13 protein-coding genes, 1 pseudogene and 1 riboswitch are annotated in these 19,599 nt (G+C 52.2%); of the genes and pseudogenes, 7 read left to right on the forward strand and 7 right to left on the reverse strand.

Annotated elements, in window-relative coordinates:
* From F608_RS33225 to F608_RS0124170, 5 genes and pseudogenes are all read left to right on the forward strand, one after another.
* Positions 1-414, forward strand: a pseudogene (locus tag F608_RS33225) (transposase); the annotation flags it as partial.
* A gap of 357 nt (positions 415-771) precedes the next feature.
* Positions 772-848, forward strand: a riboswitch (cyclic di-GMP riboswitch).
* Between the two features lie 251 nt (positions 849-1,099).
* A complete protein-coding gene (locus F608_RS0124155) occupies positions 1,100-5,209 on the forward strand; it encodes an autotransporter outer membrane beta-barrel domain-containing protein (RefSeq protein WP_022668308.1) in 4,110 nt (1,369 codons plus the stop codon).
* Positions 5,210-5,275: 66 nt separating this feature from the next.
* Positions 5,276-6,604 carry a cyclic nucleotide-binding domain-containing protein gene (locus F608_RS0124160; RefSeq protein WP_022668309.1) on the forward strand — a complete coding sequence of 443 codons (1,329 nt, stop codon included), beginning with the start codon at positions 5,276-5,278 and terminating at the stop codon, positions 6,602-6,604.
* Between the two features lie 42 nt (positions 6,605-6,646).
* Positions 6,647-6,829, forward strand: a complete 183-nt coding sequence (locus F608_RS0124165) for a hypothetical protein (protein WP_022668310.1) — start codon at positions 6,647-6,649, stop codon at positions 6,827-6,829.
* Positions 6,830-6,886: 57 nt separating this feature from the next.
* Positions 6,887-7,468 carry a type I restriction enzyme HsdR N-terminal domain-containing protein gene (locus F608_RS0124170; protein WP_022668312.1) on the forward strand — a complete coding sequence of 194 codons (582 nt, stop codon included), beginning with the start codon at positions 6,887-6,889 and terminating at the stop codon, positions 7,466-7,468.
* A gap of 28 nt (positions 7,469-7,496) precedes the next feature.
* Here F608_RS0124170 and uvrA read toward each other — a convergent pair whose 3' ends face one another.
* Both uvrA and pdxA read right to left on the reverse strand, forming a co-directional pair.
* A complete protein-coding gene (gene uvrA / locus F608_RS0124175) occupies positions 7,497-10,325 on the reverse strand; it encodes an excinuclease ABC subunit UvrA (RefSeq protein ID WP_022668313.1) in 2,829 nt (942 codons plus the stop codon).
* Positions 10,326-10,338: 13 nt separating this feature from the next.
* Positions 10,339-11,352, reverse strand: coding sequence for a 4-hydroxythreonine-4-phosphate dehydrogenase PdxA (gene pdxA / locus F608_RS0124180; protein WP_022668314.1), 1,014 nt, complete (start codon positions 11,350-11,352; stop codon positions 10,339-10,341).
* A 557-nt stretch (positions 11,353-11,909) separates the two neighbouring features.
* On the opposite strand from pdxA, the gene dnaA reads away from it, so the two are divergent.
* Together dnaA and F608_RS0124195 are read left to right on the forward strand one after the other, a co-directional pair.
* Complete coding sequence (gene dnaA / locus F608_RS0124190) at positions 11,910-13,298, forward strand: chromosomal replication initiator protein DnaA (RefSeq protein ID WP_027363083.1); 1,389 nt, start codon at positions 11,910-11,912, stop codon at positions 13,296-13,298.
* Positions 13,299-14,681, forward strand: coding sequence for an FAD-binding oxidoreductase (locus tag F608_RS0124195; protein ID WP_022668317.1), 1,383 nt, complete (start codon positions 13,299-13,301; stop codon positions 14,679-14,681). It abuts the gene before it with no gap.
* Here the strand turns inward: F608_RS0124195 and F608_RS0124200 are convergent.
* The 5 genes from F608_RS0124200 to F608_RS0124220 all read right to left on the reverse strand — a co-directional run bounded on the left by F608_RS0124200 (position 14,675) and on the right by F608_RS0124220 (position 19,591).
* A complete protein-coding gene (locus tag F608_RS0124200) occupies positions 14,675-14,896 on the reverse strand; it encodes a hypothetical protein (RefSeq protein ID WP_022668318.1) in 222 nt (73 codons plus the stop codon). The genes F608_RS0124195 and F608_RS0124200 overlap by 7 nt on opposite strands.
* Before the next feature lie 113 nt (positions 14,897-15,009).
* Positions 15,010-16,641 carry a GTPase HflX gene (hflX, locus tag F608_RS0124205; RefSeq protein WP_022668319.1) on the reverse strand — a complete coding sequence of 544 codons (1,632 nt, stop codon included), beginning with the start codon at positions 16,639-16,641 and terminating at the stop codon, positions 15,010-15,012.
* A complete protein-coding gene (gene dnaB, locus F608_RS0124210; protein WP_425248205.1) occupies positions 16,638-18,029 on the reverse strand; it encodes a replicative DNA helicase in 1,392 nt (463 codons plus the stop codon). The genes hflX and dnaB overlap by 4 nt, the downstream gene beginning before the upstream one ends.
* Before the next feature lie 120 nt (positions 18,030-18,149).
* A complete protein-coding gene (gene rplI, locus F608_RS0124215; RefSeq protein ID WP_022668321.1) occupies positions 18,150-18,608 on the reverse strand; it encodes a 50S ribosomal protein L9 in 459 nt (152 codons plus the stop codon).
* Between the two features lie 53 nt (positions 18,609-18,661).
* Positions 18,662-19,591: a DUF2232 domain-containing protein gene (locus tag F608_RS0124220; RefSeq protein WP_033399059.1), complete on the reverse strand. Its 930-nt coding sequence runs from the start codon at positions 19,589-19,591 to the stop codon at positions 18,662-18,664.
* Between the last annotated feature and the right edge of the window lie 8 nt (positions 19,592-19,599).

Raw genomic sequence — 19,599 nt, forward strand, 5'->3', positions numbered from 1 at the left:
TCGCCATTAAGGGTTGCCTGTAATGATTCTTGTGAGATTCCAATGCAGTTTTTGGGATCGACACCGGAAGGCCACGAATTTGGATGTGATGCCGTTCCGGGTGAGTGTGCGTTTGAATCAAATTGTTCAAAATCAAGGATCGTTGATTTTGACAGCGGCTATTTTCAACCAATGCCGATTTTTCATAGCGGATCTCAAGACGCAATCGAGATCCGGAAAAACTGTGAAAGGCCCTTTAATCTGATGAAAAAAAGAGAAGGCCTCGAACAAACACGGGTAAGAAGCCAGCATGGTGTGATTGTCCGATCAACTCTGACGACTATCGTAACATTGTTGATTGAAATGGCCGGAACAAGGCATAAACCAATGAAAAAAGAAGATGGGCAAAAGGAGTTGTTTGCTGCCACAGGATGAATTGAACGTTCAATGCGGGATTTTTTCTGAGCCGATTGATCGGTCGCTATTGGTATATCTGAATACAACAAAGGCCGCCGTCTGAAATAGATTTTATGCGGTAAAAAACAAAACCAGATATTGCTACGGTAAAAGCCGGACAATCTGACATTGGAAAAAAGAATTACAAACGCGTGGGGCACCTATAACGAAACAGAAATTTGAACGGTTTCAACACCCTTTAAAAATATGTTTTTTGTTGACAATTAAATTTTATTCATTAACCATATGTCTAGTTATTTTTATAGTCGCTCGCAGTTAATTAACATCGTGCGTTGATAAAAGAAGGTGTTTATGAACTAAAACAAATTGTTAAATAAACAGACCGGCCAAACCTGGCGCGAGCCAGGGACGGAAAGCCACGGATCTTGTTTCAAGACAGCCGGGTTGCAAAAGTTATAAGTCGTACGCCATGAAACTGGGTTGTCTTGAAAAAGGGACTCAGTTTTTTTATTGGCATCAGGCTTGGCTTTTGGCCTATTGGGGATATCCGAATAACTTGGAGAAGAAAAACCTCTCGATGGATGAAAGAGTTTTTAGGGCAGGCTGGGAGCAAGCCCACATCCTACTTGATTCTCGTTTGAAATACCCCTCTCCAAGGTGTTGAATCCTTAGCCAGCTATCGTCCAAACAAAGGAGGAAGGCAATGGCAGTTCTAAGAAAACACTTTTTTGGGGTCAGATGCCTGATTGTGGTATTTTATCTTATCCACACCACCCCGGTATTCTGCGCAGTGGTCTCCTGGGAGGGCAGCAGTGGAATCCAGCTTTTTAGCGATGCAGACAACTGGAATGCGGCTCCGGGTGACGGCGATACCCTGATCTTCGGTGCCAGTGACATCTACGCCAACAATGACATGGTCCTCACCGACATGGTCATCCGGGTAGATGGTTCGGGCGGGGGAACAGACACGGTTGTCCTCAGCGGCAATGCCATGGGCCTTGTCTCCGGCGGGATTGATTTAATTAACAGGGACATGGAGATCAACCTGGATCTGTTATTAAACTCGCCACTTAGTACCGTCACGTTCAATGTTGATGCCGACCGGACCCTTACCCTGAACGGAAACACCTCAGGAGTCGGCGGGATAAAAAAATCCGGCGACGGCACCATGGTCCTGACCGGCAGCAATGATGCCAATAACGGGATCCATGTTGCGGATGGGACCCTGGTGGGGAATACCGGCAACTTGGACAAGGTTCTGACCATCAATGGCGGCACCCTGGTCTTTGATCAGGATTCTGACGGCACTCATAATACCAACCTGATGGGCTTCGGCGGTACCCTTGTCAAAAGGGGGACCGGCACTGTCTCTTTGTCCGATTCTGTCAGTTTCAATGGCACCATGTCAATTGAAGAGGGGGCCTTTTCCGTTGCATCGGGAGAGGGCCTGGGGCAAGCCAACGGCATTCCGGTGACCCTGTCCTTTAACGGCGGCGCCCTTATCACCACGGGAACCACAGACTTTGCCGGCGATACCCTCCTCAATGCCGGGGGCGGCACCCTGGATACAAGGGCGGCCACCACCTTTTCCGGGGTATTGTCTGGCAGCGGGAGCCTGACCAAAACCGGCAGCGGCACCCTGACCCTCACCGGCACCAATACCTATACCGGGGGCACGGCCGTCACCGGCGGCATCCTGGCCGTGGGCGCGGAAAACAACCTCGGGGATAGCTCGGGAGCTCTCTCCTTTGACGGCGGCATCCTGCAGGCCACGGCCTCCTTTGACACGGCCCGGAATACCACTCTCAATGCCGGCGGGGCCACCATTGACACCAACGGCCACGACAATACCCTCTCAGGATCCCTCTCAGGCGATGGCTCCCTGATCAAGACCGGCAGCGGCACCCTGGCCCTCACCGGCATCAATACCTATACCGGGGACACCACCCTCAATGAAGGCTTCCTTGTCCTCCAGGGCGGTGGCGCCATTGTCGATACCGGAACGGTGACCGTGAACGGCGGGGTTCTGGATGTGGATGACGCGGAAACCATCGCCACCCTGAGCGGCACAGGGGGTATCATCAACCTGGACGCCGGACTGACACTCCTCAACGGCGGGACCACCACCTATGAAGGGAACATCCAGGGAACCGGCTCGCTGACCATAGACAAGGGGGGGAACAACTTAACTCTCACCGGGGCCAACACCTACTCCGGGGGTACCACCATTCGGTCCGGCGCACTGATCGGAACCACCGACAGCCTCCAGGGCAGCATACAGACTGAAAGCTCTTCACACTTACGTTTTATGCAGGATGTCGACGGCACCTTCTCCGGTGCCATTTCAGGCACGGGCACTATAGACAAACTCGGCACCGGCAAGGTAACCCTTGACGGGAACAGTTTAACTCTCACCGGGTCCACCAATGTCCAGCAGGGAGGTCTCCAGGTTAATGGCGGCAATATCCAGGGGAATTTCATAGTTTCAGGTTCTCTGATCTTGAACCGGACCGCCGCTGACGGAGACGGCACCTATACGGGGGGCATCAGCGGCAATGGCTCCTTCACCAAGACCGGGGACGGCCTTCTCACCCTCACGGGCTCCAACAGCCATTCCGGGGGCACGGCCATTAACGGCGGCATCCTGGCCGCAGGGGGCAATAGCCTGGGAAACGGGGATCTCTCCTTTGACGGCGGCATTCTCAGGACCACGGCCGGCTTTACCATGTCCCGGGACGTGATCTTCAACGGGGGGGGCGGCACCATTGACACCAACGGCCACGACAATACCCTCTCAGGTTCCCTCTCAGGCGGTGGCTCCCTGACCAAGACCGGCAGCGGTATTCTTACCCTCACCGACACCAATACCTATACCGGGGGCACGGCCATTAACGGCGGCATCCTGGCCGTGGGAGCCGATAGCCTGGGAAGCGGGGATCTCTCCTTTGACGGCGGCATCCTGCAGGCCACGGCCGGCTTTACCATGTCCCAGGACGTGATCCTCAACGGGGGGGGCGGCATCATTGACACCAACGGCAACGACAACACCATTTCCGGGACCGTCTCAGGCAGCGGCAGCCTGACCAAAACCGGTACCGGCATGCTCACCATTGTGGGCAACCATACCCACACCGGCGGTACCGTGGTGGACAGCGGCATCCTGCGGCTCAACGGCACCCTATCCAGCCCGGTTGTGGTGGGTGCTTCGGGGATTCTGGAAGGAATGGGCTTCTCCGGTGAGACCCGTGTAAGCGGGGTCCTGGCACCGGGCAACTCCATCGGTACCATTACCACGGGGAATCTGAGCCTGACGGCAGGCTCGGTTTACGAAGTCGAAATCGACGCCGACGGTAACGGGGATCAGACCATCGTCAACGGCACCGTGGATCTGGGCAATGCCACCCTGAACGTGATTGCGGCCGAGGGCACCTATGCGGCCGAGGGCACTTACCTTATCATCGACAATGATGGGGCAGACCCTGTTACCGACACCTTTGGGGCTATTGCTTCCAATCTGGTATTTTTGAGGCCCACGGTCTCCTATACCGACGGCGACGGCAATGATGTCCTGCTGACCATGACCCGGAACGATACCATGTTTTCTGATATCGCCGTCACTGAAAACCAGAAATCCGTGGCCAAGTCCCTGGAAACCCTTGCCACCCAGGGCGATCTGGACGAGGCGCAGGCAGTCATGGTGGGGCTTACGGCTCCCCAGACCCGGAATGCCCTTGACCAGATGAGCGGTGCCGGCCTGACCTCTTTCTATAATGTGAACCTGAGCACCGCCACCCAGCAGATGAAAAGCATCACCAGCCGGGTGTCTGCCTTCCAGGCTCAGAACGCCCCCTCTTTTGCCCAATGGAGTCAGGGTCCTCTTCCAACGGCTGATCGATCCTTTGAAATGTCAGATACCGACACCCTGCTTTTTGGCCTTGGCAATGCCGATTTGAGGCATACAGACCGGAACTGGGGCATCTGGGCCCAAAGAGTCGGGGTCTTTGGAGACCGCTCCGGAAATGAGCTCTTTGACCAATATTCATTTCAGAGCCGCGGAGTTGTCCTGGGAGCGGACAATCGCATCCCCTCCAATGTTCTGGCAGGTCTGAGCTTGAGCTGGACGGAATCGGACATCGGCTTTGACAGCCTGGATGACACCGGCACGGCAGAGGGGATTGTGGGGGGCTTTTACGGGGCCTGGACCCCTGGCCCCTGGCATGTCTCCTTTGCCGCCGCCTTTGGCCGGAATGATTATGAAACCCGGCGGCACATCCGTTTCGGTGGTATCGACCGGGTTGCCAAAGGAGAGTTTGAGGGCAATGTGTATTCAGCCTATATGGAAGCCACCCAAGCCATTGACCATGATGGGCTTGGGGGCATTATCCAGCCCCTGGTTTCTATACAGACGGTTCACATGGATTATGACGCCTACAAAGAGACCGGGGCCGGTTCCCTGAACCTGCATGTGGACAACCGTGAGGAGACCTCGGTGATTGGGTCCGTCGGAGTCGGGGCAGTCAAGGAGGTTCACCTGGCAGACGACAGACGGCTGATCCTGGAACTCAGCGGCCGCTGGGCCCATGAATTTGTCAACGGGAACCGGTATGCCACCACCCGGTTTCTTGGAGATTCAACAGGGGCCGGCGCATTTTCTGTGAAAAACAGCAAAGCGGCCAGGGATATGTTGGTAGGCGGCTTTGGCCTGGCCCTGATCGAAAAGGAAGGCTTCAGTCTATTTGCCAATTATGATGCGGCACTTGGTCATGACAGCATGGACCACAACCTCTTCTTGGGATTTCAGATCCAATGGTAAATCTTGGGAGGTTGCCCGAATACCTATATCTTAATCGACCCATATCCAGGGTCTTGGGAGAATGGAATGAATAAACAGGACTCAAAGCGCCAAAGTGAAAAACATGTGGTAATCCTTCTCTGTGATATGGTTGGCTATTCACAGATCACGGCAGATATGGGACCTGTGGAAATTCGCGATTTTATTGTGAACTATCACTGCAGCCTCCGTGAAATTATCAATAGTGACGGGAAACCGTACCAGCCCATAGAACCCTCTGCCGGAGACGGCGCCATCTCCATTTTTGAGAAAAAGCCGGGAGAAGCCGCATCAGAATGCTGCGACCGGGCAGTTTCGGCAGCGGTCAAGCTCTCTATAGCCATGGGGCAGGGGTGTATTCCCAAAATCCGTATCGGCCTCTTTGAAGGGGACATCATTGAGACATCCATTGAAGGGAAACCCATGCGGTGCGGTGCAAGTTTTTCCGCGGCCAAAAGGCTGGAAGAACTCTGCGGCTATTTCGGCACCAGTTTTCTGATGGACAGGGGGGTGGCCATTGGCCAGTCAAGGAACAGGCAGAGCACCGTCAGTATCGGCAAGATCACGCCCAGGAACCTGGATCACCCCATCCATGTGTACACAATCTATAAACCTGGCATCCACCAGTGTCCCCCAGATGTCGACCCGGAACTTTTGTCCAGATTTATTGAATTGAAAAATGAAGCGGTGAACCTGTTTTTCGGCCACGGGCTTCAAGGGATCTTCCCGGATTTTCCCCGTGCCAGGGAACGACTGAGCGACGCCCAGAATCTGTTCTCCGCGATCACCGGCAAAAAAGACCTGCCTTCAGAAAAACTGCTGGACTATATCGACCACATGTCGGTTCCGGTGGACGGGTTTATCCATGACGGTGTGATGCTACCCAAGACCGCTGGTGATTCGCTGGGCATCCGCCTGCTGCATTTTTCCAATGAGCTTCTCTGGGCCATGAATCTAGAATTTTACCACACCCTCGTGGTGGATACCGAATGGGAGAGATGCTTTACCCTTATCTGGAAAAAGAAGGGCCAAAAGATCCTCGGCCGGGACGACTCCCAGGATGATGTGTATTACATTGAAAGCGGCTCGGTTGTTATGCTGGATGGGGAGGGTCGCACCTACCTTTCCCCGGGGAATGTCTTTGGGGGAATGTTTTTTTTCCCCCCAGACCATCGACATAGGGCCATGATTCTGGCCGACAGCGATGTCGTGCTCCGCAAAATATCCGGGAACGACCTTAAAAAGCATCCCATGGTAATGGAAATTTTCAAGCTGCTGGCCATGCGCCGAATCCAGCCAAAAACAGAGCGGGATTTATACGAGATGGATGAAGACAAAGGGGTTGAATGCTTTTGTTTTACACGGCAGACCGTATAAATTGACTGAACCTGCCAGAAAGGGATAAACAGAGATGGAACCATGGATTCTCATTTCTGGCGCAGGGTTTTAAAAAAATACTATCCCAGGGCCATCTCAGATTATACCCAGGTCATTGCTTTGGCTCCCGGCGCGGCAGGGGGGATAGCCTCTTATCTTTTAGGGAAACACGACCAGTCGGTCACCGATTATTCAAACACCCTGGCCTCCTATTGTTATTTTTAAAAATCTTCTTATATATTTAAGGATAGAGGTAAATAAAACCAGGAGGAAGAGGATGCCATGGAAACCAATCCCCACCATTTGATCATGGGAGAGCTTATTGATTTTTTAAGCGGCCGGGTTCTGGCCGACACCCACGATGAACGGTACCGCCAGAAACTGGCCAGGCTTCTGATCATGAATCTGGGATACGCCAAAGAGGATATCAGGAAAGAGACAGAACTGACCGTATCTGCGGGAAGCCAAAGGGCAAAACTCAAAATCGATTTTCTCGTCCAGGCCCGGGACAAAACCGGGATGGTCATCAAATATGCACCAGGGTCCCTGGTGACAAGGCGGCTCTCCAACCTGGCCCTTTCGAGAATCATTCATCCTTACCAGATCCCGGTGATCGTCACCACCAACGGGGAAGATGCGGAAATTATAGATGGAATTACCGGCAGGGTAACGGGCCACGGGCTGGATGCCGTTCCCGGAAAAAAGACTCTTTTAGCCCTGGACCCGGAAGTTTCCTTTCCCGTTGTTTCCGGCGATTTGTTTGAGAAGGCTTCCAGAATAGCCTATGCCTGCGAGATCGACGGGGCCTGCCCCTGTGATACGGATGTCTGTGTTCTGGAAGGCGGAGTCAGGGTTTCGGAATAAGAACAAGTTCAAACCGGCAGAGCAGACATCAAGTTTCTTTGCTGAGGATTTTTTCCAGATAGTATCCGGTATAGGATTTGCGGTTTTTTGAGATCTCCTCCGGGGTTCCCAGGGCAACGATATCCCCTCCCTTGTCCCCCCCTTCCGGTCCCAGGTCGATCACATGATCGGCACACTTGATCACATCCAGGTTGTGTTCGATGACCACAACGGTATTTCCCGCATCCACCAGACGGTTCAGCACCATGAGCAGCTTATTGATATCATCGGGATGAAGTCCTGTGGTGGGCTCGTCAAGGATATAAATGGTTTTGCCGGTGCTTCTTTTGGAGAGTTCCCGGGAGAGCTTGATTCTCTGGGCCTCGCCCCCGGACAGAGTCGTGGCGGACTGCCCCAGCTTGATATAGCCCAGCCCTACCTGGACCAGGGTTTCAAGCTTGGTTCGGATAAGAGCGATCTTATCGAAAAATCGGACCGCCTGGTTGATGGTCATATCCATGACCTGGGCAATGTTCTTTCCTTTGTACTTAATGTCCAGGGTTTCCCGGTTGAAGCGCTTGCCCTTGCACACATCACACCCCACATAAACGTCGGGCAGAAAATGCATTTCTATCTTGACGATTCCGTCTCCCGAGCAGGCTTCACACCGTCCTCCCCGGATATTAAAACTGAACCTTCCCGGTTTATATCCCCGGGCCTTGGCTTCCGGGGTCCTGGCAAAAAGGTCCCGGATGGGATTCAATACCTGGGTATAGGTGCCGGGGTTTGACCTGGGAGTCTTTCCGATTGGGGACTGGTCAATGTGGACTACCTTATCCAGAAGCTCGATGCCCAGGATCTCCCCATACCTGCCCACCTTTTTCCGGGTGTGGTTGATCTGATTGGACAGGGCCAGAAACAGGGTGGTCAGAACAAGGGTGGATTTGCCCGATCCCGACACCCCGGTCACACAGGTAAAGCATCCCAGGGGAAAGGAAACATCGATCCCTTTTAAATTGTTTGCCGAAGCCTTTTTGATGGTCAGGGCCTTTCCGTTTCCTTTTCTTCTTTTTTCAGGCGCCAGTATTTGTTTTTTTCCGGAAAGATATTGACCGGTGAGGGAGTCATGACTTTTAAACAAATCCTCGGGAGGCCCTGAGAACATAATCTTCCCGCCATGGACACCGGCTCCGGGTCCGATATCAATGACATGGTCCGAGGCAAGAATGGTCTCTTCGTCATGTTCCACCACCAGGACCGTATTCCCGAGATCCCGGAGGCCCATGAGGGTCTTCAGCAGCCTTGCATTATCCCTCTGGTGGAGTCCGATACTGGGTTCGTCCAGAACATAGAGAACCCCGGTGAGCCGGGAGCCGATCTGGGTGGCCAGCCGGATCCGCTGGCTTTCCCCTCCGGACAGGGTGGCGGCGGACCGGTCCAGGGTCAGGTATTCAAGGCCCACGTTCTGGAGAAAGCCCAGTCTCTGCTCGAGTTCATTTAAGATGGCCGATGCAATCACTTTATCCCTGCCGGCCATTTCAAGGGAGGAGATGAATCCAAGGATATTCTGGATCGGCATGGAGGAGATCTCCCAGATGGCCTTTTCACCGACCCTGACTGAGCCTGAGGCCGGGTTGAGCCGGGTTCCCCTGCAATGGGAGCAGGGTCTGAAGTTCATATACCGCTGAATCTCTTCCCTGGCAGAGGCAGAGTCCGTCTCACTGTATCTGCGCCGGAGTCCGGGGATCACCCCTTCAAATTTTTTCTTGTACAGGATCTTTTTGCCGGCCCTTTCCACATAAAAGGGGATCTCTTCTTTCCCGGATCCGTAGAGGATGGCCTTTTGAAATTTTGGGGCCAGTTTTTTAAAGGGTTTATATATGTCCTCCTTATAATGGGAGGTCAGGGCATCCAGAAATTCCATGAACTGGACAGAGTCCCTGTTCTGCCAGGGAAGAACCGCGCCCTGGCGCAAAGAGATGGCGGGATCGGGAACAATGAGGTCCGGATCAAATTCAGAAGCCGTGCCCAGACCGTCGCAGCGGGGGCAGGCCCCCTGGGGAGAGTTAAAGGAAAAACTGGCCGGAGTAAACTCTGAATAGCTGACATTGCAGCCGGGGCAGGAGGCATTTTCGCTGAACAGGATCTCCTTTTCCCGACCCAGGTCCAGGACGGTCACCACCCCTTCCGACATGGAAAGGGCAAGTTCCATGGAGTCGGTCAGCCTTTTTTCCATTCCCGGTTTGATGACCAGGCGGTCCACCACCACTTCGATGGTATGTTTTTTGTTTTTGGCAGGGGGAGTGAGATCTTCCAGGCGGATCATTTCCCGGTCCACCCTGACCCGGGCAAACCCCTCTTTTTTCATCCTGGCAAAGAGCTTGTCGTGGCTCCCCTTTGCATCCTTGACCAGGGGGGCCAGGAGAATGATCTTTGTCCCCGGGTCAAGATCCAGGATCTGATCACAGATCTGATCAATGGACATGGATGAAACGGGTTTGCCGCATTCATGGCAGAATGGTTTGCCCACCCTGGCAAAGAGAAGTCTTAAGAAATCATAGATTTCAGTGACGGTCCCGACGGTTGACCTGGGGTTGTGGCTGGCGGTTTTCTGCTCAATGGATATGGCCGGAGACAGGCCGATGATGGCATCCACTGCCGGCTTGTCCATCTGCCCGAGAAACTGCCGGGCATAGGTGGAAAGGGATTCCACATACCTTCGCTGGCCTTCGGCATACAGGGTGTCAAAGGCCAGGGTTGATTTTCCAGATCCGGAAAGGCCGGTGACAACGGTGAGGCTGTTCCTGGGAATTTCAACATCGATGTTTTTCAGGTTGTGTTCCCTGGCCCCCTGGATAAGAATATTGTCCGGCTTCATGGAATGTCCGATTCTAGTTTCCAGAGAGTTGGTTTCCGGCCTGGACAACGGCCATTTTAACGGCCTCCATCAGGGATGAAGGATCTGCCTTTCCCTTCCAGGCAATATCATAGGCAGTTCCGTGGTCGACAGAGGTTCGAATAATGGGAAGGCCCAAAGTGGTATTTACCCCGTCCTTGAAATGAACCAGTTTAAAAGGAATCAGTCCCTGGTCATGATACATGCAGATCGCTGCATCAAAAGCCCCTTGCACGGCATGATAAAAAATGGTGTCCGGGGGCAGGGGGCCTTTCACGTCAATCCCCTCTTTCAGGGCAGAGCCCACTGCCGGGGAAATGATATTTTTTTCTTCTTCTCCGAACATGGAGTCTTCTCCGGCATGGGGATTTAATCCGGCGACTCCGATCCTGGGTTCGGGAATGCCGAAACGGGTTTTCAGACTGTCCCGGGTCAATCGTATGGTCCTGAGAACGGCATCGGAACTCAGGGCTCCGGGCACCTGTGAAATGGGCATGTGAATGGTCACCAGAACCACACGAAGGCTTTTGCCGGCCAGCATCATGGCAAATTCTTTGGTATGGGTCTGCTCTGCGATCAATTCCGTGTGACCATGAAATTGTGACCCGGCAAGTTTAAGCCCGGTTTTTGTGATGGGGCAGGTAACCAGGGCGGCTATTTGATTTTTAACTGCCAGGTCCACCCCTTTGATGATATAATTTTCCATGGCCCGGCCGGTTTCAGCAGTGGGGGTTGTGAGGCCCAGGATATCCGGATTTAAATCGGACAGATTGAGGACGTCCAGGGTTTGATGTTCATACAGGCCCTGGTCAGGAGTTTCAGGACAATTGATGTCCATGGAAACCGACGAAAACACAAGGGCCTTGTCAAGAATCCCAGCATCCCCGAGAACAAGGGGTCTGCATATGGAATAGACCCGGGGGTCATTCAGGGTTTTGATGAGAATCTCCGGGCCTATGCCAAGGGGATCTCCCATTGTAATACCGATGATCGGACGAAAGGGGGTCATAGGATGTCCATGAACTTTGGGTTGGCAAAGCAGCAATATACTATTGAAACGGCCAAGAGTAAATATGGGAGTCTTAAAATTGTGAAACCCTTATTGAACTCAAGTTTAAAAAAACTGGCAGATTTTATTAAATTCAAAAAAAATCGGAGAAAACAAAAGGAAAACAGAGGGTTTTTTTTACACCTGCTTCCCGGCGAAAACCGGGCCGGGGAAAAAACCTTGAAAATATAAGCAGTTGTAGAACTAATTGTAATATTTAAAAAAAGGGATGTTTCACAGAAAAATATCTATAAAAACAAATACTTGAAAAAACATGCCAAACAAAATCCTAGTCTTGTTCTAACATTTGTTATCAGATTTGACCGGATATAAATTTTGGAATAAAAAATTCTATACTTTAAGTTCAATCTTAAGTATTCGATAAAATGTGTCAGATTCGGCACAATTGATTTTTATATACAAATATAGTTCAGCAGGAATTTTACACCGGGTGTTATTCCTGAACAGAATTTAGCGCAGGGTTTATTTCAGGAAGGGAAGGACTGTTTTTGAAAAATATTGAATCATTCTGGACACAGGTCAAATCTAAAATCAAACAAACAATTCCAGACCACAGCTATCGAATGTGGATAGACCCGGTTGAACTGCTTGAGTATGACGGGAACTCCATCTGGTTGTCCACTCCAAATGAATTCTTTATCCGCCGCCTGAAAGAAAACTACCTTGATGTCTTTGAGAACGAATTCTCAAGACTCGGCAGTGAAGTCAAGATCCAATTCAGGGCAGAACCCGGAAAAACAGGAAAAGTCAAAAAATCAGGGAAAAAAGTAGAAGGAGCCTATCCGGCACTATCTTTCAAGCCGAAAAAGAACAAAAGCCCCCAGGCAAAACTCCCTGGATTCGATGCCTGTTTCAGGAGCGGCAGAATGATGAAGAAAGGATTCACCTTTGATGATTTTGTGGTGGGGGACAACTCCAGCTTTGCCTACTCGGCAGCGCTTTCCCTTGCCCGGGGAACCATCAACGGTTCATCCATCCTCTATCTTCTGGGAAAAACCGGGCTTGGGAAAAGTCATTTATCCCAGGCTGCCGGCCACCATATCATTACCCACGGCTTAAGCTCCCGGGTCTATTATGTGACGGCGGAAGATTTTACCAATGAGATGATCTTTGCCCTGAGAAACAATAAGATTGAATCCTTCAAGGAAAAGTACCGCAAAAAATGTGATGTCCTGATCCTGGAGGACATTCATTTTCTGGCAGGAAAAACAGCCACCCAGAAGGAGCTGGCCATTACCCTGGACTATCTTCTGGATGCAGACAAGAAGATCATCTTTTCTGGATGTGAACGGCCCGATGATATCCCCAAGCTGAACGATCAGCTCAAATCCAGGCTAAGCATGGGCCTGGTCACGGAAATCGGAATCCCTGATTTCCCGACCCGGGTCAAGATATTGCAGAAAAAGGCAAACACTCTGAACTGCGCCATCCCCATGGATGTGACCGAATACATTGCCCAGGAACTCTGTGATGATGTCCGGCAGTTGGAAAGCGGGCTTTTTGGTGTGGCGGCAAAGGGGGAAATCATGAATCAGACCATTGATATCCAGCTTGCCAGAAGCGTTCTGGCAAATATCACCCATAACCGGAAGCGGATCACCATCGATCTGATCAAGAAACTGGTATGCAATGAGTTTTCCATCAGTGAAAAAGAGATTATCTCCAAATCCAGAAAGCAGAAGATCGTAAAACCCCGGCAGGTGGCCATGTTTCTGGCAAAAAAGTATACAGACCTGCCCATCAAGAAAATCGGCACCAGTTTCAAACGCTACCACGCCACGGCCATTTATTCCGTAAATGCCATAGAAAAAGAGATTCGGACCCGGGGTCTCATCTACGAGCAGGTCAACTATCTTTCCACCAAACTTGAATCCGGCAGATTTTAAATGGGATTTACCGGCAATACGGTTAAAGAGCTTGAGGCCATTGTCGGTAAAGCAGGGGTTACCCTGGATTCAGAAGAACTCCTCTGCTATTCCTACGATGCCACCGGCCGCTCCTATCTTCCCCAGGCGGTTGTCTTTCCCAGCACAGAAGCCCAGGCCGCAGACATACTAAAACTTGCCTTTGCAAATTCGATCCCCGTGGTTCCCAGGGGAAGCGGATCCGGAATGACAGGGGGCGCCGTTCCTGTTCAGGGGGGCATCGTCCTGGTGACCAGCCAGATGAACCGGATTCTGGAAATCGACAGGGAAAATTTTATTGCCCGGGTTCAGCCGGGGGTGATCGTGGGGGATCTTCACCGGGCCGTGGAGGAAAAAGGCCTTTTTTATCCTCCTGATCCGGCCAGCTCATCGGTCTGCACCATTGGCGGGAATGTGGGTGAATGCGCCGGCGGACCCAGGGCCGTCAAATACGGGGTAACCCGGGATTATATCCTGGGGCTCAGGGCGGTTCTGCCCTCGGGGGAGATAATCCGGACCGGAGTGGCCACGGCCAAGGGCGTGGCCGGGTATGATCTGACCCGGCTCATCGTGGGATCCGAAGGCACCCTGGCCCTGGTGACTGAAATTACCCTTCGTCTTCTGGCCAAACCCGAACAGGTGAAAACCATGGCTGCCTTTTTTGACAGCGTGGATCAGGCGGCCAGAACCGTGTCCGGAATCATGAAACAGGCCATTGTCCCCAGGTGCGTGGAATATCTGGATGAAGCCTCCATCCGTCTGGTTCGGGACAGTCTCAGCTTTGAGATGCCGGATTCGGTGAAAGCCCTGCTCATCCTTGAACTGGACGGGGATTCAGATACCATTGAAAGGGAAGCCGTTCAGGTAAGGGATTTCTGTGAGGGGCACGGGTCCCTTGACGTGATCCTGGCAGAGAACCAGGCCCAGGCAGACCAGCTCTGGCAGGCCAGAAAGGCGCTGTCTCCCATTCTTTTCAAAATTGCCAAGAACAAGATCAACGAAGATATCGTGGTCCCCATTTCCCGGATTCCGGATCTGGTCAGGGAGACCCGGAAAATTCAGGAAAAATCCGGCCTGACCCTGGTCAGTTTCGGCCATGCCGGCGACGGCAATATCCACTGCAATATCATGTACGATCAACGGGATAAAGACCAGGCAGAGCGGGCAGAAAAGGCCGTGGACGATCTTTTTGAAGTCACCCTGAATCTGGGAGGTACCATTACCGGAGAACACGGGGTCGGCATTACCAAGATGAAGTTCCTTCCCAGGGAGATCAGTTCAATTGAGCTGAATTTAATGAAGGGGATTAAAAAGGTGTTTGATCCGGAAAATATTCTCAATCCCGGCAAGATTTTTATTCAGTGAAGTTTAATGGCGTATTGATTGTGAATTAAGAGTTTTTCGAGGATATCGATCTTGGGATTTCTGGCGTGTAAAATGCAGCACTTGATGGATATTGCACAATAGGTTGAGCAGAGTTTGCTCTGTTTATCATAGTCGCCAAAGCACTCGGGAGTATCAATGGAATCCTTCTTGCCAGAAGGATTTGGCAGGGTCTCGTTCATTAATTTTATTTCCATATTCCATCCATTCTCAAAAGATTTTTTCTTATGTAAATGAAAAAAATCGAATGGTCAACACTTAAATTTTTTGTTCCTCTTCCCAGGATCAAAGATGGAAACTGGCAAGAAAATTACAGGGGGGAAAGGCTGACCATGGATTCCAGTTTTTCCACCAGGGGGCCAAGGCTCTGCCGGTTGGTGGCGGATATGGCAATCCCCTGGTTGAGGAGCCATTTGTTGTCAAAATCCTCCATGTTTACCCGGTCGAGTTTATTGAATACATAAAGGGTGGGGATTTTATCCAGGTTCAGGCCTTTTAAGATCTTTTCCACAGACTCCTTCTGCTGCAGATACCTGGGGTTGCTGATATCAATGACGTGGAGGATGATATCTGCGTCCGAGAGTTCTTCCAGGGTGGCGTGGAAGGCTTCCATGAGTTCCCTGGGAAGGTTCTGGATAAACCCCACCGTGTCCGTGATGATCACCTCCTGATCCCTGGGAAATCTGAGCCGCCTGGATGAGGGGTCAAGGGTGGCAAAGAGCCGGTTTGCCGCGATGATATTGCTCTGGGTCAGGGTGTTTAAAAGGGTGGATTTGCCGGCATTGGTATATCCGACAATGGAGATGACGGGAAGGTCTTTCCTCCTGCGCCGGGCTTTCTGCTGTCCCCGCTGTTTCCGGATCTTCAGGATCTCCTTTTTCAGGCGGGCAATCCGGTCCCTGACCCTCCGCCGGTTGATTTCAAGTTTGGTCTCCCCCGGCCCCCTGCCTCCGATTCCTCCGGTAAGCCTGGACATGGCCGTATTTTTCGTGCTCAGCTTGGGAAGCAGGTACTCCATCTGCGCCAGTTCCACCTGGAATTTACCCTCCCTGGATTTGGCCTGTTTGGCAAAGATGTCCAGGATGAGCTGGGTCCGGTCAATGACCTTCATCTCAACGAAATCAGCAATGGACCGGATCTGGGAGGGGGACAACTCCCGGTCAAAGACCAGCATTGTGGAGTACTGCTGGATGGCCCGGATCACCAGGCTGGATAATTTCCCCTTTCCCACGACAAATTTGGAGTCAATGCTTTTCCTGCGCTGGACAGCGGTTCCCACCACCTGTATCCGGCTGGTTTTGCACAATTCCTTGAGCTCTTCCATGGAGGCGTGGGCTTCCCTGGGATCTGTGGTAGTGGCGTTGATGAGAAAGGCGTTTTCCCGTCCGGATTCAGGTTTGTGAAGGGCATTGTTCCGGCTCAGTTCCGATTCCAGGGCAAGGATCCGGTTCTGGCAGTCATTGTCAAGATCTTCTATAGTGGAAGGTTCCAGGACCTGAAAGGGATCCAGGGTTTCATCGGGAATGATATGGCCGGAGTATACAGGGCCTGGCTGCCCGTCCGGGGTGAGGCAGAGGGCCGTGATGAAATCGAGGCGCAGCAGGGCCAGATCGGTGAGATCATCCCGGGTCAGGGGTTCGTCCTGCAGGTGGGTGTGGATGCATCTTAGCCCCTTGAGCCGGCCGGGGATGGCCATGTGGTCCGGGGTTACCGGAATGACGATCCTGTGGGGTTCTCCGGCGATTACCGAGATCACCTTTCCGCTGCGGTTGACAAGGATGCCGACCTGGCGGCGGATCTCATGGCTGATTTCCACCATTTCCCTGGCAATTTCCGGGTCAAGGATGAACTCCGGCGGGGATTTAAGGGAATAGAGATTTTCAATGCGCTTGATCTGGGTATTCTTAAGACCCGTGGTGGTGCCGTAAACGATCTGCTTCATTGAACGTCCTGGTAAAAATCCGGGGCAAGCTCCTCAAACCGGGTATACTGGCCGTGGAAATGCATGAGGGCGGTTCCGATGGCTCCGTTTCGGTTTTTGGCAACAATGATCTCTGCCATTCCCTTTTTGGGGTTGTCCGGCTCCTTGTTGTATACCTCGTCCCGGTAAATAAAGGCGATGATGTCCGCATCCTGCTCCAGGGCTCCGGACTCCCTCAGATCCGACATCATGGGCCGTTTATCCGCCCGCTGTTCCAGCATCCGGTTGAGCTGGGACAGGGCCACCACCGGTATGTTGAGTTCCTTGGCCAAGGCCTTGAGGGACCGGGAGATCTCAGCGATTTCCAGGTCCCGCCGGTCCGACTTGAACGGGGATTTCATGAGCTGGAGATAGTCGATGATCACAAGGCCCAGGTCTCCCTGCTTCTGGAGCAGTTTCCTGGCCTTTGCCCTCACATCCATGGCCGAGATATTGGGGGTGTCATCGATGAAAATGGGAATCTCGTTAAGGAGCCCGGCCGCCTGGGTGGCGTTTCTCCAGTCTTCCTGGCTGATAAAACCGGTGCGCAGACGGTTGGAGTCGATGCGGGCCTCCGAGGTCAAAAGCCTCATGGACAGCTGTTCATTGGACATTTCAAGGGAAAAGACCGCCACGGGCCTTCTCTCTTCCAGGGCCACGTTTCTGGCAATGTTCAGGGCAAAGGCGGTTTTTCCCATGCTGGGCCGGGCCGCCAGAATGATAAGATCCGAACCCTGGAGGCCCGAGGTGATGTTGTTCAGCCGGGTGTATCCGGTGGACAGGCCGGACAGACCGCCGTCCTTGCCCTGCTGCTCCTCCAGCTTGTCGATGTTCAGATCAATGAGGTGACCCAGGTTCTGGAAAGAGGAACCGGTCTTTTTTTCTGAAATTTTAAAAATCTCGGATTCCGCATAATCAATGATTTCTTCCACGTCTCCGCTCTCTTCAAGACAGTTTTCAATGATCTTGGATGAGGCGTCAATGAGCAGCCGCAGGGTGGCCTTTCCCCGGATGATCCTGGCATAGTGAACGGCATTAACCGCCACCGGGGCGGAATCTGAAATGGAAGCCAGAAAAGCGGCCCCTCCGATGCTTTCCAGCTCTCCCTTTTCCTTGAGGGCATTGGCAACGGTGACAAGATCTGCCGGCTCTTCCCGGGATGCCAATTCAAGGATCACCCTGAAGATCTTTTTATGGGCGCCTTTGTAAAAGTCATCCGGAGAGAGGATCTCCATGATATCAAAAAGATTGTTATTGTTGATGAAAACGGCGCTGAGCACCGATTCTTCCGCATCAATATCATGGGGAGGGGTCCGCTTGAGCAGGGGATCGGTTTTTATGGTCTTGTTCGGGGGCACGGCGGTTTTTATATAAAAGGATGAAAAGGTTCTTGGACAGTCTTTATCCCCCACGGCCTCCTGTGATTTCACGGCCACGGCAGGGATAAAAAGGGGGGAGGGGCCGGTAACCGGCCCTGCTCCCCCGGATGATTATTTTTCTTCTTTTTCTTCGGGAACGATATTCACGGTGATCTTGGGTTCAACATCCTTGTAAAGCCGGATGGGAACCTGGTATTCCCCGATCTCCTTGATGGGTTCGGCAAGGAGGATGGAGCGGCGTTCCAGCATAATGTCCTGGCTGTTCAGGGCATCTTTGATGTCATGGGTGGTGACGGATCCGTAAAGATGTACATCCTCATGGACCTTGGCCTTGATGGTGCAGACCACTCCCTTGATGGTGTCGGCCATTTCTTCGGCCAGTTTTCTTTCCTTGGCAATCTGGAGTTCCAGCTTGGCCTTGGCCTGTTCCATTACCCTTTTGTTCTGGGGGGTGGCAACAACGGCCTTGCCCTGGGGCAGAAGATAGTTGCGTCCGTATCCGGGCGCCACGTCAACTTCTGATCCTGCGATACCCAGTGTATCAATGGTTTCTTTTAATATGACTTTCATGTAACCTCCAAAAAGGACCAGCTTAAAGTCAGGCTGGTTTTAAATTTTGTATCTCATTTTTGCGTATCAAGTTTCCTGAAATTGATCCAGTTGTCAAAGAATCCCAGGCCGATAACCAGAAGCAGCACATAGAGCTGAACGGCGATGAGGCTGTAACAGAAAACCTTAAGAGCCGTGGGTGATTCTTTTTTCTGGAAGAAAAATGATACAATGGCTATTCCTTGAAAAAAATAAACGAGCATTAAAACAATCAGGCAGTTCACACTCAGGTACTTGAGTGCATCGGCCGGCAGAAACAGGAGGATGCCCAGGATAATCACGGCCCAGACCAGGTGGTCCGGCGCCTGGTAGTGATTTAAGTTCTCCAGGTTCTTCAGACGGATTCCTTTTTTTTCCAGCAGCCTTTTCATGATCAGGATATTCATCCATACCGTGGACATGAGCGAGATGGTGAACATTCCCGGCAGAACAAATACAATTGCCGAGTTGAGCATCTGGATCTGCTGCTCTTCTATGCCCATCTCCGAATAGACCTGCCGGCTCATGGTGAAGTACTGGGACATGTAATCGGAAAAAAGAGCCCCGAGGCTCTGCCCCTGGAGTCCTGAATATACCAGGAGTCCGGCCAGTCCCAGGCCCAGTATCCCAACCCCGGTCAGGATCATTGTCCGCTCAATGCCCATCTGCCGTTCAATGCATTCTCCGATGAGAAATCCGGTCATGAGCAGCACCCCGAAGTAAAGCAGATCAAATCCAAATCCCTGGGTCATGACCATCAGGGCGGCAAAACTGACCGCCACGATGATCCCCCCGCTGTTCCTCCCCAGTTTCAGCCTGTAGAAAAGCACGGGCAGGGGAAGGAAAATCAGGGCAAAAACCCCGATGAGGGGAAATGCAAAGATGATGGCAAAGATCACCATGCACAGGCAAATCCCCAGGATAATGTCCCGGATATAGGGCGCTTTTATGCTATTGCCGGTCACCTGCAATA

Origin of the sequence: Desulfospira joergensenii DSM 10085, assembly GCF_000420085.1 — a bacterium.
Classification (GTDB): Bacteria; Desulfobacterota; Desulfobacteria; order Desulfobacterales; family Desulfobacteraceae; genus Desulfospira; species Desulfospira joergensenii.